15 protein-coding genes are annotated in these 15,552 nt (G+C 74.2%); 12 read left to right on the plus strand and 3 right to left on the minus strand.

Features of this window, described 5'->3' with window-relative positions; genetic code table 11:
* Positions 1-126: 126 nt before the first annotated feature.
* Positions 127-912 (minus strand): enoyl-CoA hydratase-related protein, encoded by a 786-nt coding sequence (locus tag MNZ29_RS11830; protein ID WP_242339114.1) that lies wholly within the window; start codon positions 910-912, stop codon positions 127-129.
* Between the two features lie 218 nt (positions 913-1,130).
* Entirely contained in the window at positions 1,131-1,682 is a 552-nt protein-coding gene (locus tag MNZ29_RS11835; protein WP_242339116.1) for a response regulator, read from the minus strand.
* Positions 1,683-1,944: 262 nt separating this feature from the next.
* Here MNZ29_RS11835 and MNZ29_RS11840 point away from each other — a divergent pair, with 262 nt between their 5' ends.
* The 7 genes from MNZ29_RS11840 to MNZ29_RS11870 all read left to right on the plus strand — a co-directional run bounded on the left by MNZ29_RS11840 (position 1,945) and on the right by MNZ29_RS11870 (position 9,880).
* Entirely contained in the window at positions 1,945-2,718 is a 774-nt protein-coding gene (locus tag MNZ29_RS11840) for an SDR family NAD(P)-dependent oxidoreductase (protein WP_242339118.1), read from the plus strand.
* A 115-nt stretch (positions 2,719-2,833) separates the two neighbouring features.
* Positions 2,834-4,192, plus strand: coding sequence for a TrpB-like pyridoxal phosphate-dependent enzyme (locus MNZ29_RS11845; protein WP_242339120.1), 1,359 nt, complete (start codon positions 2,834-2,836; stop codon positions 4,190-4,192).
* Between the two features lie 14 nt (positions 4,193-4,206).
* Positions 4,207-5,805: a cation:proton antiporter gene (locus MNZ29_RS11850; RefSeq protein ID WP_242355358.1), complete on the plus strand. Its 1,599-nt coding sequence runs from the start codon at positions 4,207-4,209 to the stop codon at positions 5,803-5,805.
* Positions 5,802-7,127, plus strand: coding sequence for a cation:proton antiporter (locus tag MNZ29_RS11855; protein ID WP_242339124.1), 1,326 nt, complete (start codon positions 5,802-5,804; stop codon positions 7,125-7,127). The genes MNZ29_RS11850 and MNZ29_RS11855 overlap by 4 nt, the downstream gene beginning before the upstream one ends.
* A gap of 154 nt (positions 7,128-7,281) precedes the next feature.
* Positions 7,282-8,241, plus strand: a complete 960-nt coding sequence (locus MNZ29_RS11860; protein WP_242339126.1) for an ABC transporter substrate-binding protein — start codon at positions 7,282-7,284, stop codon at positions 8,239-8,241.
* Positions 8,238-9,065 (plus strand): ABC transporter permease, encoded by an 828-nt coding sequence (locus MNZ29_RS24950; RefSeq protein WP_242339128.1) that lies wholly within the window; start codon positions 8,238-8,240, stop codon positions 9,063-9,065. Before MNZ29_RS11860 ends, MNZ29_RS24950 begins: the two co-directional genes overlap by 4 nt.
* Complete coding sequence (locus MNZ29_RS11870; protein WP_242339130.1) at positions 9,065-9,880, plus strand: ABC transporter ATP-binding protein; 816 nt, start codon at positions 9,065-9,067, stop codon at positions 9,878-9,880. The genes MNZ29_RS24950 and MNZ29_RS11870 overlap by 1 nt, the downstream gene beginning before the upstream one ends.
* Positions 9,881-9,923: 43 nt before the next feature.
* On the opposite strand, the gene MNZ29_RS11875 is transcribed toward MNZ29_RS11870, so the two are convergent.
* The gene (locus MNZ29_RS11875; protein ID WP_242339132.1) at positions 9,924-10,745 is read right to left on the minus strand and encodes an NAD(P)-dependent oxidoreductase; all 822 of its coding nucleotides are present in this window, start codon (positions 10,743-10,745) and stop codon (positions 9,924-9,926) included.
* 490 nt (positions 10,746-11,235) lie between these two features.
* On the opposite strand from MNZ29_RS11875, the gene MNZ29_RS11880 reads away from it, so the two are divergent.
* Genes MNZ29_RS11880 through MNZ29_RS11900 form a run of 5 tightly spaced genes read left to right on the plus strand, consistent with a single transcriptional unit; the run spans position 11,236 to position 15,448 of the window.
* Complete coding sequence (locus MNZ29_RS11880; RefSeq protein ID WP_242339135.1) at positions 11,236-11,673, plus strand: division/cell wall cluster transcriptional repressor MraZ; 438 nt, start codon at positions 11,236-11,238, stop codon at positions 11,671-11,673.
* A 20-nt stretch (positions 11,674-11,693) separates the two neighbouring features.
* A complete protein-coding gene (locus MNZ29_RS11885; protein WP_242339138.1) occupies positions 11,694-11,996 on the plus strand; it encodes an anti-anti-sigma factor in 303 nt (100 codons plus the stop codon).
* Positions 11,993-12,925, plus strand: coding sequence for a 16S rRNA (cytosine(1402)-N(4))-methyltransferase RsmH (gene rsmH, locus MNZ29_RS11890; RefSeq protein WP_242339141.1), 933 nt, complete (start codon positions 11,993-11,995; stop codon positions 12,923-12,925). The genes MNZ29_RS11885 and rsmH overlap by 4 nt, the downstream gene beginning before the upstream one ends.
* Complete coding sequence (locus MNZ29_RS11895; protein ID WP_242339144.1) at positions 12,922-13,431, plus strand: cell division protein FtsL; 510 nt, start codon at positions 12,922-12,924, stop codon at positions 13,429-13,431. Before rsmH ends, MNZ29_RS11895 begins: the two co-directional genes overlap by 4 nt.
* A 4-nt stretch (positions 13,432-13,435) precedes the next feature.
* Complete coding sequence (locus MNZ29_RS11900) at positions 13,436-15,448, plus strand: penicillin-binding protein (protein ID WP_242339146.1); 2,013 nt, start codon at positions 13,436-13,438, stop codon at positions 15,446-15,448.
* Positions 15,449-15,552 lie beyond the last annotated feature (104 nt).

Below are 15,552 nucleotides of genomic sequence, written 5' to 3' on the forward strand. Positions count from 1 at the left end.
CGGGAGACGGCGCGGGCGCGATCGCCCGGCGCGCCCTCGTCGCGGGCCTCGCCGCGCTCCTGCTCGGTGCGGCCGCGGGGTACGCCATCGGGACCGCGACCGCTCCCCCCGCGCCGCCCGCGGCGCTCACTCGCCCCTGAAGCGCGGCCGGCGCCGCTCCTGCCAGGCGGCCCGCCCCTCGCGCATGTCCGCGCTCTCGAAGGCGCGCCGCCTGAGGTCCGCGATCTCCCCGCGCTCCGGGTCCGAGAGCCCGCGCTCGTGCGCGCCCTCGAGGAGCCGGAGGATCCGCTTCATGCCCCGCACCGCCAGCGGCGCGTTGGCCGCGATGTCGGCGGCGAGCGCGAGCGCGTCCCCCTCGGCCGCCTCCGCCGACGCGACGCGGTTCACGATCCCCCAGGCGAGCGCGGTCTCGGCGTCGATCGGGCGCCCCGTGAAGAACAGCTCGCGCGTGCGCGCCGCCCCGACGAGATCGGCGAAGCGCCGCAGGCCGCCCTCCGGGTACACGACGCCCAGCTTCGCGGGCGGCATCCCGAGCTTCACCCCCGCGCGCGCGACGCGCAGGTCGCAGGTGACCGCGAGCTCGAACCCGCCGCCGAACGCGCCGCCGTTCAGGAACGCCACCGTCGGGCACGGCACCGCGTCGAGCGCCGCGGCGGTGCGCTCGACCGCCTCGTCGGGCCGCTCGCCGCGCGCCGAGGTGAGCGAGATCTCGGCGAGGTCGAAGCCGGAGGAGAAGGCCTCCTCGCCGGCGCCGCGCAAGACGAGGCAGCGCACGCCGCCGTCCGACGCCGCGACGCACGCGGCCTCGAGCTCCTCCAGCGCCTGGAAGTCGAGCGCGTTCCGCTTCGCCGCGTTGTCGAGGACGAGGACGCGGACCGGGCCGTGATCCTCGGCGCGTACGCGAGGCGCCATCGGCTACTCCATCACAGCGGTGTGAATCCGTGACGTCATGCGCTCTCCGCTCGCCAGCCGTGAGGGACGCGCGACGTTAGCCCGGAGGCACGCATCCGGCAACCCGCGCGGAGGTCGAGGCGGGCGGCGAGGTGCTCGGCGCGCTCGCCGCAAATGAAAAGGGTCCGCGCGAAGGCGGACCCTTGCAGCGATGGTACCGGGGGCGACCACTCCTCGGTTTACCGGCGTGAGACCGGTATCGCGTGTAGTCGATGGATGGCCATCGGCTCGCGCGACGTCAACCCCGCGGAGCTCGTGGCCCCCGCGGGGGAAGCGGGCGCGCGCAGCGCCTCGCGCACCGCGTCGGCGAGCGCCTCGTAGCTCACGGGCTTTCGCAGGAAGCGCGCCACGCCGAGCGCGGCGAGCCGCGCCTCCTCGCTCGCGCCACCGCTCGAGGCCGCGATGACGGGGAGCGCGGCGAGCAACGGCGCGGCGCGGATCCGCTCGACGAGCGCCACGCCGGACATCGTCGGCATGAAGACGTCGGTGACGACGAGGTCCACCGTCGGCGCGCGCAGGAGGCGCGCGAGCGCCTCGCCGCCGTCGCGCGCGCGCTCGATGGCGAGCGGTCGCCGGTCGGCGCTCGAGAGCCGCCGCAGCGCGGCCTCGTACATCGACGCGACGAGCGTGTTGTCCTCGACGACGAGCACCCGCGGGACGGCCACGGCGGCGGACTCCCCGGAGCTGGCGGCGGCGAGGGGGATCGAGCGGGAGCGGATGTCGTCGTTCACGGTGCCTCCGGACTGTCGAGGCATCATCGCTCGATAGGGCGAACGTGGCACGCGCTACGGGTGAACCCTTCTCGGGCGTCATGGGGTCTCGGGACGCTCTTCGGCCGGGCGGGAGGGGTGGGCGATGCTCGCACCGGGTGCGACGTGCGCGCCGGTCACGGGAGCCCTCTGGGCCGCGAAGTTCGAGCCGGCTCGTTGCGAGCGGCGCCCGCCCGCCGATATCGTCCGAAGGTTCCCTCACACCTCACACCGAGGAGGCAGCATGCAGTCCCTGCAAGGACGGGTCGCGCTCGTGACCGGCGGCGGACGGGGCATCGGGCGGGCGATCGCGATCGCGCTCGCGCGCGCGGGCGCAGACGTCGCGGTGGCCGCCCGGACCGTGCCCGAGATCGAGGCGGTCGCGGCGGAGATCGCCGCGCTGGGCCGGCGGACGCACTTCTTCCCCCTCGACGTGTCCGACCGCGCGCGCGTGGCGGCGGCGCCGCGGGAGGTCGAGGCGCAGCTCGGGCCGGTCGACCTGCTCGTGAACAACGCCGGCATCCACGGCAGCGCGCCGCTGCAGCGGCTCGACGACGCGCAGTGGGACGGCATCCTCGCCGTGGACCTCACCGCGCCCTTCGTGCTCACCCGCGCCTGCCTGCCCGGCATGTACGAGCGCCGCTTCGGCCGCGTGATCAACGTCGCCTCGGTCGCCGGCAAGATCGGCCTCAAGTACGGAGCGGCCTACGCGGCGGCGAAGCACGGGCTCATCGGGCTCACCCGCAGCCTCGCGCTCGAGGGCGCGCGCAAGGGCGTCACGGCGAACGCGATCTGCCCGAGCTGGACCGAGACGCGGATGATGCAGGAGGCGGCGCACGACGTGGCGATCGCCACCGGGCGGAGCGAGGCGGAGGCACGCGAGGCGATGCTGCGCGAGAACCCGCTCGGCCGCGCCGCCCTGCCGGAGGAGGTCGCGGACGTCGCCGTGCTCCTCGCGTCGAACGGCGCCATCACCGGGCAGGCGATCCACGTGGACGGCGGCGAGGTGATGGCCTGACCGGCCCCGCTCGCGCGAACGACCGGGCGCTCTCCCGCCGCCCCGGAGCCCGGGCTCTTGACGCGCTGCGCCTCCACCTGCGCTAATCGGCCTCTTTTTTTCCTCGAGGAGACCCATGCAGCAGACCAAGTACCTGCTCGGCGAGGACCGCATCCCCACCCACTGGTACAACGTGGTGGCGGACCTCCCCGCGCCCCCGGCGCCCGTGCTCCACCCCGGCACCGGCGCGCCCGTGACGCCCGCGGACATGCTCCCGCTCTTCCCGCCGGCGGTCCTCGAGCAGGAGATGTCGGGCGAGCGGTGGATCCCCATCCCCGAGGAGGTCCGGCGGATCTACGCGCTGTGGCGCCCCTCGCCGCTCTTCCGCGCCCACCGGCTCGAGGCGGCGCTCGGGACCCCCGCGCGCATCTACTACAAGTACGAGGGCGTCTCACCGGCGGGCTCGCACAAGCCGAACACCGCCGTGCCGCAGGCCTACTACAACAAGCTCGCGGGCACGAAGCGGATCGCCACCGAGACCGGCGCCGGCCAGTGGGGCAGCTCGATGGCGCTCGCGTGCCGGATGTTCGGGCTCGAGTGCACCGTCTACATGGTGAAGGTTTCGTTCCAGCAGAAGCCCTACCGGAAGAGCATGATGCAGCTCTGGGGCGCGGAGGTGGTGCCCTCGCCCTCCCCCCGCACCGCCGCCGGGCGCGCCATCCTCGCGCAGGACCCGGAGAGCCCCGGGTCGCTCGGGATCGCCATCTCGGAGGCGGTCGAGGACGCCGTCTCGCGGGAGGACACCCGCTACGCGCTCGGCAGCGTGCTGAACCACGTCTGCCTGCACCAGACGGTGATCGGGCTCGAGGCGAAGGAGCAGCTCGCCCTCGCCGGCGACTACCCCGACGTCATCGTCGCCGCGCACGGCGGCGGCTCGAACTTCGCCGGCGTGGGGTTCCCCTTCGTCGCCGACAAGGCCGCCGGCAAGCAGGTCCGCATCGTCGCGGTCGAGCCGTCGTCCTGCCCGACGCTCACGAAGGGCGTCTACGCCTTCGACTACGGCGACACCGCCCGGATGGCGCCCATCACCAAGATGTACACCCTGGGTCACGACTTCATGCCGCCCGGCATCCACGCCGGCGGCCTGCGCTACCACGGCGCGTCGCCCCTCGTGTCGCAGCTCGTCCACCACGGGATCGTCGAGGCGCGCGCGGTCGGCCAGCTCGGCTGCTTCGAGGCCGCCACCCTCTTCGCGCGGACCGAGGCGATCATCCCGGCGCCCGAGTCGTCGCACGCGATCCGGGGCGCCGTGGACGAGGCGCTCCGGGCGAAGGAGGAGGGCAAGGAGCGGGTGATCCTCTTCAACCTCTCCGGCCACGGGCACGTCGACATGGCGGCCTACGACGACTACTTCGCGGGGCGGCTCGAGGACGCCGAGTACCCCGCCGAGAAGGTCGCGGCCTCGCTCGCGAACCTCCCGAAGGTGAAGCTCTAGCTTTGCCCGGCCGCATGCTCCCGGGCGGCGCGCGCCTCGCCGCGGCCACGCTCGCCGCCTGCCTCCTCGTCGCCTCGGCCGCTCCGGCCGTGGCCGCGGAGCCGCGCGCGCAACCAGGCTCCGTATCGACGGCGACGCCGGCCCCGGCCCCGGCCCCGACGCAGGCCCAGGACGCGACCGCGACTCCGACCCCGCTCCCCGCCCCCGCGGACGCCCCCGCCGATCCGGCCTTCCCGCGCCTCGACTTCGCTCCCCACGAGCCGACGCCCGACCGTCCCCCGCCGCGGGCCCTCCCGCCCGCGGCGCCGAACCCGTCGCTCGCGCCGGTGCTCGAGTCGCCCGAGCGACCCGAGGCGGTCACGCCGCCGCAGCGGCCGGCGGTGGTCATCCGCACCATCATCGGGCTCGCGCTGCTCGTCGCCCTCGCCTACGCGGCGGCGCACCCGGCCGTGGTGCGCTGGGAGCGGCGCATCCGCGTCTCGCAGCTCGTGGCCGCCGGGCTCCCCTTCATCGCGCTCGGGATGATCGCCCGCGCGCCGCCGTTCGCCGTGCTGTCGGACGACGTGCTCGCCCAGCTCGCCCCGGTGCTGCGGCTCGGCCTCGGCTGGATCGGCTTCATCGTGGGGTTCCGGCTCGACGCGCGGGAGCTCTCTGGCACCGACGAGCGAGCGGTCGCGTCGGCCGCGCTGCTCAGCTCGCTGCCGTTCGCCGCGGTCGTCGCCGGCGCAGCCGCGGTGCTCCTGCCGGCCGGCCCGCTCGCGGAGCGGCTCCGCGACCCGGTGTTCCTGCGCGACGCGCTCGTCCTCGGCACGGCCGCCTCGATGACGGCCGCGACGGTCCCGCACCTCCTGCCTGCTCGCACGCCGCCGGCCGCCGTCGCGGTCCTCGGCCGGATCGTCCGGCTCGAGGAGATCGCCGGCATCCTCGGGCTCGCCCTCGTCGCGGCGTACTTCCGCCCGCAGGGGGACGCCGTGACCTGGCGGCTCCCCGGGACGGCGTGGCTCATGCTCACCGCCGGCGCGGGCACGCTGCTCGGCCTCGTCGTCCTCGTCCTGCTGCGCCGGGCGCGGAGCGGGCCCGAGTTCTCCGTGCTGACGCTCGGCTCGGTCGCCTTCTCGTCGGGCCTCGCGGGCTACCTGCACCTCTCGTCGGTGGTGGTCTGCTTCGTGGCCGGCGTGATCCTCGCGAACTTCCCGGGGAAGCACCAGGCGCGCTTCCGCGCCGTGCTCGACCTGCTCGAGCGCCCGGTCTACCTCGTGCTCCTCGTCATCCTCGGCGCGCTCTGGCCCACCCGGTCGGTCACCGGCTGGCTCCTCATCCCGGTGTTCGTCGGCGCGCGCTTGCTGGGGCGCTGGGCCGGCGCGAGGGTGGCGGTGCGCATGGGCGCGCTCGACCTCGACGCGGGTGCCCGCCGCGTCGTCATCGTGGCGCCGGTCGGGTCGCTCGCGATCGCCATCGTCGTGAACGCGCAGCTCCTCTATCCCGGCGGCTCCATCGCCGACGCGGTGGTGGCGGTCGTGGGCGGCGCGCTCGCCACCGAGGCGCTCGTCCACACGTTCGGGCGGGGCCGGATCGCGCCCGCCCCCGAGCCGCGCGGGGAGCCGACGCCGTGATCGACGCGGTCCTCCTCGCCCTCCTCGCCGGCCTCATGCACGCGGCGCGCACGTTCTCGACGGGCGGCGCCCCGCCCGCGGGGACCTCCCTCGGCTTCGGCTACCTGCTCCTCACCGCCTTCCTCTCCGGCCGGATCTTCGCCGCGGTGCGGCTCCCGAAGCTCACCGGCTACATCGCGGCGGGCGTCGTGGTCGGCCCGTCCGTGCTCGGGTTCCTCGACTCGGCCGTCGTCGAGAACCTCCAGATCGTGAACGGGGTGGCGGTGTCGCTCATCGCCCTCACCGCCGGGACGGAGCTGCGCCTCGCCCGCATCCGGCCGCTCGCGCGCACCATCGGGATCACCACCGCGATGGGCGTCGTCGGGGGCGCGCTCGCCATCGCCGCGACCCTGCTCCTCCTGCGCGGTCAGCTCCCGTTCCTCTCCGCGCTGCCGGCCCTCCAGGCCGCCGCGGTCGCGCTCGTGCTCGGCGTGGTGCTCGTCGCCCAGTCCCCGGCGGTGGTGGTCGCGCTCTCGGACGAGCTCCGCGCGGACGGCCCCGTGACGCGCGTCGTGCTCGGGGTGGTGGTCCTCGCGGACCTGTTCGTCATCGTGCTCTTCGCCCTCGCCTCCGCGGCCGCGAAGGCGGCGCTCGGGGTCGCGGGCGGGGCGAGCGCCGCGGTCGGGCACATCGCCTGGGAGCTCCTCGGCTCGATCGTGGCGGGGTTCGTCCTCGCGGCGCTCCTCGCCGCCTACCTGCGCTGGGTCCGGCGGGGCGCGACGCTCTTCGTGCTCGCCGCCGCCTTCGTGGTCGCCGAGGTGGGCCAGCGCATCGGGTTCGACCCGCTCCTCGTCTCCCTCACCGCGGGCGTCCTCGTGCGCAACCTCACGCGGCACGGGGACGAGCTGCACGAGCTCGTCTCGGGGGCGTCCCTGCCGGTGTACGTCATCTTCTTCGCCGTCACCGGCGCGAAGCTGCACCTCTCGGCGGTCCCGCCGGTCGCGCTGCCGGTGCTCGCGATCGTGGCGGTGCGGGCGGCCTCGCTGCTCATCGCCGGACGGATGGGCGCGCGCGCGGCGGGCGCGCCGCCGGAGGTGGCCCGCTGGGCGCCGTTCGGGCTCTTGCCGCAGGCCGGGGTCGCGCTCGCGCTCGCGCTCCTCTTCGCGCGGGCGTTCCCGGAGTTCGGGGGCGAGGCCTCGGCGGTGGCGCTCGGGGTCGTGGCGATGAACGAGATCGTGGCGCCCGCCGTGTACCGGCTCGCGCTCCTCCGGAGCGGGGAGGCCGGGCGCGTCGAGGCGCGCCCGACGCCGGCGCCCACGACCGCGCGAGCCGAGCAGGGCTGATTGCGCGGCGCGTCGTGCCCGGCGCGGAGCCGCCGCCCGCCCGGGCGCCCCATGGGGGACCGGCGAGGGCCTCGCTCGCGGCGTAAGCCAGCATGTACGCCCCACGTCGGTGCCTGCGGAGCTGCGCCCGATACGCCCACCGGAGGAATCCCCCATGCCCCGTCTCGCCCTCGCCGCGCTCGCGCTCGCCCTCGCCGGGTCAGCCCGCGCGGAGGACGTCGTCCGCCTCGGCAACCTCAAGTTCGCGCACTACGGCGCGGTCTCGTACATGAAGGATCACTGCGGGAAGTTCGGCCTCAAGGTCGAGGAGATCGTCTTTCCGAAGGGCATCGACATCTTCCCCGCCATCGTGAAGGGCGAGGTGGACCTCGCCGCGAGCGCCGCGGACGCCGCCATCGCGAACCGAGCCGGCGGCGGCCAGATCTACATCGTCGCCGGCTTCGCGAAGGGCGGCGCCAGGCTCGTCGCCGCGACCGACGCGCCCATCAAGTCCGTGGCCGATCTGAAGGGCAAGAAGGTCGGCGTCGCGCGCGGCGGGGCGCAGGAGCTCCTGCTCCTCGCCGAGCTCTCGAAGCACGGGCTCACGTGGTCCGACCGCCCGGGCAAGGACGTCCAGCTCGTCTACCTGCCGTTCGCCGACCTGAACCAGGCGCTCATGCAGAAGCAGATCGACGCCATGTGCCAGTCCGAGCCGCAGTCGTCGCAGGCCATCAACAAGGGGTTCGGGCGCGAGCTCCTGAAGCCGTACGACACGCCGCTCGGCGAGCCGGTGCGCGCGCTCGTGATGACCGAGAAGCTCTACAAGGAGAAGCCGGACGTCGCGCAGCGCGTGCTCGATTGCTTCGTGGACGCGACGAACAAGTTCCTCGCCGATCCCAAGCTCGCCGAGAAGTACGTCGTGGAGCAGATGTTCAAGGGGCAGATCACGAGCCAGGACTACAAGGACGCGATCGCGAACTCGCCCTTCACGCACGACATCACGGTGGAGCACGTGCAGACGACGACCGACCTGATGGTGAAGTACGGGGTCGGCAAGCTGCAGCGCCCGCCGAGCGCGAAGGACTGGGTGAAGCTCGATCTGCTCCAGAAGGCGAAGGCCAAGTCCGAAAAGTGAAGACCGCCCGCTCCCACGCGGCCCGGCTCGCGCGCCAGCTCCTCGTCCCCGCGATCGTGCTCGTCGCGTGGGAGGGCATCTCGCGCGCGGGCTGGGTCTCGCCCATCATCCTCCCCGCGCCGTCGCAGGTGCTCGTCCGCTGGATCGACTACGCCCGCCCGCTCGCGCCCTACGACCCGGCGGAGGGGAGCCGGCTCCGCTGGCTCTTCTCCGGCGAGCTGCCGCACGACGCGCTCGCGAGCCTCATCCGAGTCGCGGGCGGGTTCGCCGTGGGCGCCGTGCTGGCGCTCCCGCTCGGCCTGCTCATGGGCGCGAAGCCCATCGTGTACGAGCTCATGAACCCGCTCGTGCAGATCCTCCGGCCGATCCCGCCCATCGCCTACATCCCGCTCGCGATCCTCTGGTTCGGCCTCGGCAACCCGCCCGCCTTCTTCCTCATCTCGCTCGGCGCCTTCTTCCCCATCCTCATGAACACCATCGCCGGGGTCCGGAACGTGGACGCCATCTACGTGCGCGCCGCGCGGAACCTCGGCGCCTCGGAGTGGACGCTGTTCTGGCGCGTCATGGTGCCGGCGGCGATGCCGTACATCCTCGCCGGCGTCCGCATCGGGTTCGGCGTCGCCTTCATCGTGGTGATCGTCGCGGAGATGATCGCGGTGAACTCCGGCCTCGGGTACCGCATCCTCGAGGCGCGCGAGTACTTCTGGTCCGACAAGGTGATCGCGGGGATGATCAGCATCGGGCTCGCGGGCCTCGGCATCGACGTCGGCATGAACAGCCTCAACGCGTGGCTGCTGCGCTGGCACCGGGGGGTGGAGGGGTGATGGCCGCGTCCGTCGCGGGCGCCGCGCCCGCCATCCAGGTGCGCGGAGTCCGCAAGGTCTTCAGCGGATCCGAGGGCGAGGTCGTGGCCCTCGACGGCATCGACCTCGACGTGGAGCCGGGTGAGCTCGTCTGCCTCCTCGGCCCGTCCGGCTGCGGGAAGTCCACCCTCCTGAACGCCATCGCCGGCTTCTCGCCGCCGACCTCCGGGACCATCGTCGCGAACGGCCGGGCCGTCACCGCCCCGGGCCCGGACCGGGCGATGGTGTTCCAGGAGTACGCGCTCTTCCCCTGGATGACGGTCGAGAAGAACGTGGCCTTCGGGCTCGAGATGGCGAGGGTGCCGGCGCGCGAGCGGCGCGAGCGGGTGGACGCGCTCCTCGGCATGCTCAACCTGCGCGAGTTCCGCGACCGCTTCCCGAAGGACCTCTCCGGCGGCATGCGCCAGCGCGTCGCCATCGCCCGCGTGCTCGCCATCGACTCGCCCATGCTCCTCATGGACGAGCCGTTCGGCGCGCTCGACGCGCTCACCCGCCGGAACCTCCAGGACGAGCTGCTGCGCATCTGGGCGAAGCTCCGCAAGACCATCGTCTTCGTGACGCACGGGATCGAGGAGTCGATCTACCTCGCCGACCGGGTGGTGGTGATGACCTACCGCCCCGGCACGGTGAAGCGGATCGTCCCGGTGACGCTCCCCCGCCCCCGCGATCCCGCCGCGCCGGAGTTCAACGCGCTGAAGCGCGAGATCTCGCAGATGGTGATGGAGGAGCAGGCGCGGCACGCGCAGGCCGAGGTGGGCGGGGCGACGGCGGACTGAGCCGGGCCGAGCCCGCCGGGCGGCGACGGCGCCCGGTCGCCGATCAATCCAGGAAGAGGTCCGGCATCAGCTCTTGCCCCGGCTCGACCGCGTACTTGCCGAGGTCGGTCACGCCGTCCTCGCGGAGCACGTCCTCGTCGATGAAGAAGTTGCCGGTGCAGCTCCGGCTCTCGCGCTTCAGGATCGCGATCGCCGCGTCGGCGACGATCTCGGGCGTGCGGCCGTGGCGCGCGGTGTCCTCGCCGCCGAGCAGGTTCAGCGCCGCGGTCGCGATGACGGTGCGCGGCCAGAGCGCGTTCACGGCGATCCCCTTCTCGCGCAGCTCCTCCGCCATGCCGAGCACGCACAGGCTCATGCCGTACTTCGCCATCGTGTAGGCGACGTGCGGCGCGAACCAGCGCGGGTTCAGGGACAGCGGCGGCGAGAGGTTCAGGATGTGCGGGTTCGCGCTCTTCTCGAGCAGCGGGATGCACGCCTGGGAGCAGGCGAAGGTCCCGCGCGCGTTCACCTGGTGCATGAGGTCGTAGCGCTTCATCGGCGTCTCGACCGTGCCGGCGAGGAAGATCGCGCTCGCGTTGTTCACGAGCACGTCGATCCCCCCGAACCGCTCCTGCGCGGCCTTCACCGCCGCCGCGATCTCCGCCTCGTCGCGCACGTCGCAGTGGACCGCGAGCGCCTTGCCGCCGGCCGCCTCGATCTCCTTTGCGGTCCCCTGGATGGTCCCCGGCAGCTTCGGGTTCGGGACGCTCGACTTCGCGGCGACGATCACGTTCGCGCCCTCGCGCCCGGCGGCGATCCCGATCGCCTTGCCGATGCCCCGGCTCGCGCCGGTGATGAAGAGCGTCTTCCCTTTGAGTGAAGGCATGGAGACCTCGCGCTGGGTTGGTCGGGCAGGATGACGGAGGGACCCGGCGGGGAGCAATGGGACGGACGGGGCGGGGACGATTCCCGATCCCGATCCCGACCTCGACTGGCGGCTGCGACCGCCGACCTCGACCCCCAACCCCGACTTCGACCCCCGATCCGACCCTGACGAGCCGCCGGCGACCCCCGCTCGAGCCTCCCGGGTGATCCAGATCGGCCCCTCCCGAGCCCCTCGCGCCGCCCTCCCACTCCCGGGCAGCCAGCCTCCCGAGCAAGCCTTCGTGCGACCCCACGGGACCCGAGCGCCTGCCGGTCGCGTGTGCGCTAACACCTACACCAACCGGCCGCGATCGCGCGCTGAACGCATTGCCAGCCCGTGAAACGGCCGATCCGGGCGCCCGTTGACTTCGACGGCCGTTGTCCGTAGATCGGGACCATTCAGTGGGAAAAAGTGGCAAGCAGCGGATCAGAGCGGCAGGATCGGCCAGCCCGTGTTCTTCGGAACCTTCAACCACGCGATCGACGCGAAGGGGCGAACGAGCCTCCCGGTGAAGTTCCGCGAGGCGCTGGCCGCGGCGGGCGAGCCGCGGATCGTGCTCATGCAGTACCCGCACTGGCGCGCGGTGCAGGCGCTCCCGCAGTCCGTCTGGAACGAGCTCGTGAAGAAGGTGATGGACGCCTCCCCGCTCGACGCCAGGACGCAGCGGAGCGTCCTCAAGTTCGTGTCCTCCGCGCACGAGGTGGACCTCGACGCGAACGGCCGCGTCCTCGTCCCGCCGGCGCTCCGCGAGTGGGCGGGGCTCGCGAAGGACGTCGTCTGGGTGGGGATGGGCCGGACCATCCACCTCTACGACAAGGCCGCGTACGAGCAGCAGGTGGCTGAGGAGATCCCGAGCGACCAGGTGGTCGACTTCTTCGGGAAGGTCTAGCGGGCGAAGGGAGACGGGCGATGTTCGAGGCGAGACACCAGGACGACGTGACGATCATCCGCGGCGTGGACGAGCTCACGAAGGACGAGCTGTCGGCGATCGCCGCGATCGCGCGGCGCGCCCGCGACGACGGGCGCCGCGTGGTCATCGACCTCAAGAACGTGACGCACCTCCACTACGCGGGCGCGGCGCTCCTCAAGGCGATCCCCGGGCTGCGCGCGGCGGGGGCGAGCCGTTACGTCCGTGATCTCGTCCACGCCGGCGGCGCGGGCGGGCACCTCGAGCTGTTCGAGGACGTGGAGGCGGCCTTCCGGGCGGCGTGAGCGGGGAATTCGTCCATGCTTCGGTACTTCCGAGAGAGATCGTCGAGATCCTGCGCCCCGAGCCGGGCAAGCTCCTGCTCGACGGGACGCTCGGCGGCGGCGGCCACTCGGAGCTCCTGCTCGAGCGGGGTGCGCGCGTGATCGGCCTCGACAAGGACCCGCGCGCCCTCGCGGCCGCCACCGCGCGCCTCGCGCGCTGGGGCGAGGCGTTCCGGGCGGTGCGCGCCGACTTCCGCGACGCGAAGAACGTGCTCTCCGCGCTGGGCCTGGCCGGCGTCGACGGCGCGCTCGTGGACCTCGGCGTCTCCTCCCCCCAGCTCGACCAGGCGGAGCGAGGCTTCTCGTTCTCGCGCCCCGGCCCGCTCGACATGCGCATGGGCGAGGAGGGCGAGCGCCTCGAGGACCTGCTCCGGCGCATCGACGAGCGCGAGCTCGCGCGCATCCTCCGCGAGTACGGCGAGGAGCCGTTCGCCCGCCCCATCGCGCGCGCGGTGAAGCGCGCCGTGGAGTCCGACGAGCGGCTCGACACCGGGCGCCTCGCCGAGATCGTCGCGAAGGCGATCCCCCGCAAGGCATGGCCGCGGCGCATCCACCCGGCGACCCGCACGTTCCAGGCGCTCCGCATCGCGGTGAACGACGAGCTCGGCGCCCTCGCGGCGTGGCTCGACGGGCTCCCCGCCATGCTGAACGTCGGCGGCCGGGCCGCGGCGATCTCCTTCCACTCGCTCGAGGACCGGATGGTGAAGGAGCGCTTCCGCGCGCTCACCCAGGCCTGCACCTGCCCGCCCGACCTGCCCGTGTGCGCCTGCGGCGCGCGCGCGGCGTTCGCGGCGGTGACGCGCAAGGCGATCGTACCGTCCGACGACGAGGTCCTGGGGAACGCCCGCGCCAGGAGCGCGAAGCTGCGCGCCGTGGAGAAGCTCCGGTGAGGCGCGCCCCCGCACGCGGCCGCCCGGCGGCCCCTCCCCGCGCCGCGGCGCGCGCGAGCGCCCTGCCCGTCGCCCGGGCGGCGACGGCGGCGCTCCTCGTCGTGGTCCTCGGCGTCTTCCACATCTGGTCCCGCACGCGCGTGGTCGCGGCGGGATACCGGCTCGGCGCGCTGCAGGCCGAGCACACGAAGCTCACCTCCGAGCACGACCGCCTCCGCATCGAGGTGGAGACCCTCCGCGCGCCGCGCGCGCTCGAGGAGTTCGCTCGGAACAAGCTGGGCATGGCTCCGCCGGACTCCGGTCCGGTGTGGGCGGCAGGCCCGCGCCCCGCTTCGGCGGGCGCGGGCGGGGCGGGCGTGGACGGTGTGGATCACCGATCCGGGCCGGCGGAGCCATCCCTCTCCACGAAGGCTGGGCGGGCGGCGGCGGGGCCCGCGGCGGACTCCGAGCGCGTCGCGCTCCGGGGCCCGCTGCGGGCGGGCCGCTCCGTGCCGCGCGAGAGGTAGCGCGTTGCGCACGGGGCCCGATCCGCGCGCGACCCGCTGGATCGCCGTCCGGATCGGCGCTCTGGCCGCCCTCTTGGCCGCCGGCTTCGCGATCGTCGCCGGCCGCGCGTTCCAGCTCCAGGTGCTGCGCCGGGACGCGCTCGTCGAGGAGATGGTCGACCAGTACCGGCGCCAGCTCGTGCTGAAGCCGCGGCGCGGCGTCATCACCGACCGCTCCGGCGTGCTCCTCGCGGGCAGCGCCGACGCGCGCTCGGTGTTCGCCGATCCCGTGGTCCTCGAGAAGGAGGACGGCCGCGGCGAGGCGCTCCGGAAGGTCTGCCAGGCGCTGAAGCTCGACCCGGGCGCCGTCCGCAGGAAGCTCGCCAAGGGCAGCCGCTTCGTCTGGATCGCGCGGCGGATCTCGCCGTCGCAGGCCGCGCAGGTCGAGGCGATCCTGAAGGCGAGCCGCGTGCGCGGGGTCGCGCTCGTCCCGGAGACGCGCCGCTACTACCCGAAGCTCGAGCTCGCGAGCCAGGTCCTCGGCCTCGTCGGCGACGACGGCGAGGGGCTCGAGGGGGTTGAGCTCGGGCTCGACGAGGTGCTGCGCGGCGAGCCCGCGAAGGTGCCGTCCCTGCGCGACGGCGCCGGCAAGACCGTCCTCGCCCAGGCGCCCACCGCCGGGCAGGCCCGCGAGGGCGCGCGCGTCGAGCTCACGCTCGACCAGGGCATCCAGCTCTCCGCGGAGCGTTCGCTCGGCGCGGCGGTGAGGCGCTCGCAGGCGCTCTCCGGCATGGCGGTCGCCATGGACCCGCGCACGGGCGAGGTGCTCGCCATGGCGAGCTATCCCCCCTCCAACCCGAACGCGCCCAAGCGCGGCGCGGAGCTCCGCAATCGCGTCGTCACCGACTCCTTCGAGCCCGGCTCGACGGTGAAGACCTTCACCATCGCCGGCGCCCTCGCGCGCGGCGCGCTCCACCCGCTCGACCCCATCGACTGCGGCAACGGCCGCTACGCCATCGGGGCCCACGTCATCCACGATCACGAGGCGCTCGGCTGGGCGGGCGCGTCGAAGATCCTGGCGGTGAGCTCGAACATCGGCGCCGCCAAGATCGGCGCGCGCCTGGGGCGCGCGGGGCTCCACGAGTCGCTCGCCGCGTTCGGGCTGGGCGAGCGAACCGGCGTCGGGCTCCCCGGCGAGATCCGCGGCCAGCTCCCGCCGCCGCGCTCCGAGGTCGCCCTCGCGACCCAGAGCTTCGGCCACGGCCTGACGGCGAACGCCCTCCAGATCACCGCCGGCATGGCGGCCATCGCGAACGGCGGCAAGCTCATGCGCCCCATCGCCGTGCGCCGGGTCGTCGATCCGGCGACGGGCGAGGTGCTCCAGGCGGCGTCGCCGGAGGTGGTCCGGCAGGCCGTGCCGCCGGACGTCGCGGAGACGATGACGCGCTTCCTCGTGGGGGTGGTGGAGGATCCGAAGGGGACCGGGAAGCGCGCGCGGCTCGCCGGGTGGCGCGTCGCCGGCAAGACCGGCACCGCGCGCAAGGTCGATCCGGTCTCCGGCGGCTACGCCTCGGACCGGCACTTCAGCTCCTTCGTCGGGTTCGCTCCCGCCGAGGCGCCGCGCGTGGTGGTGGGCGTGTTCCTCGACGAGCCGAAGGGCGACGTGCACGGCGGCGAGGTCGCGGCGCCCGCGTTCCGCGAGATCGTGGAGGACGCCATGCGGCTCATGGGCGTGCCCGCGAGCGGACCGGAGGCCGAGCGGCTCGCGCTCGCGGCGGCGCCTCCCGTCGAGGAGGAGCCGGAGGGGCCGCCCCCCGTCGAGCTGGCGGCGCGCGCGGCCGCCCCCGTGGACGGCGCGAGCGTGGCCGTGCCCTCGCTCGCCGGCCTGCCCGCTCGCTCGGCGATCCGGTCGCTCGAGCAGGCGGACCTCGCCGCCGAGGTAGACGGCTCCGGCAGGGTCGTGCAGCAGTGGCCGGCGGCGGGGAAGGTGGTCGAGCGCGGGACCCGGGTGCGGATGCGGCTCGCGCCGACCGGGTGACCTGGCGCCCACATGGCCGGAAGCCTTGCGGGCGGGCACTAGCGCCGGAGCCCGTTGCTGTAAGATGTGCCGCGCCGCGCCGTGGCGCGTGTCCCAGGTGACAC

The sequence above is a fragment of the Anaeromyxobacter sp. SG64 genome (assembly GCF_022690745.1).
In the GTDB taxonomy this organism is placed as follows: Bacteria; Myxococcota; Myxococcia; order Myxococcales; family Anaeromyxobacteraceae; genus Anaeromyxobacter; species Anaeromyxobacter soli.

What these genes read in the sequence shown, in the direction of transcription:
- MNZ29_RS11830 (WP_242339114.1), bottom strand. Translation starts at nt 912, where the DNA reads ATGGCGCCTCGCGTACGCGCCGAGGATCACGGCCCGGTCCGCGTCCTC.
- MNZ29_RS11840 (WP_242339118.1), top strand. Translation starts at nt 1,945, where the DNA reads ATGCAGTCCCTGCAAGGACGGGTCGCGCTCGTGACCGGCGGCGGACGG.
- MNZ29_RS11845 (WP_242339120.1), top strand. Translation starts at nt 2,834, where the DNA reads ATGCAGCAGACCAAGTACCTGCTCGGCGAGGACCGCATCCCCACCCAC.
- MNZ29_RS11850 (WP_242355358.1), top strand. Translation starts at nt 4,207, where the DNA reads ATGCTCCCGGGCGGCGCGCGCCTCGCCGCGGCCACGCTCGCCGCCTGC.
- MNZ29_RS11860 (WP_242339126.1), top strand. Translation starts at nt 7,282, where the DNA reads ATGCCCCGTCTCGCCCTCGCCGCGCTCGCGCTCGCCCTCGCCGGGTCA.
- MNZ29_RS11870 (WP_242339130.1), top strand. Translation starts at nt 9,065, where the DNA reads ATGGCCGCGTCCGTCGCGGGCGCCGCGCCCGCCATCCAGGTGCGCGGA.
- MNZ29_RS11875 (WP_242339132.1), bottom strand. Translation starts at nt 10,745, where the DNA reads ATGCCTTCACTCAAAGGGAAGACGCTCTTCATCACCGGCGCGAGCCGG.
- MNZ29_RS11885 (WP_242339138.1), top strand. Translation starts at nt 11,694, where the DNA reads ATGTTCGAGGCGAGACACCAGGACGACGTGACGATCATCCGCGGCGTG.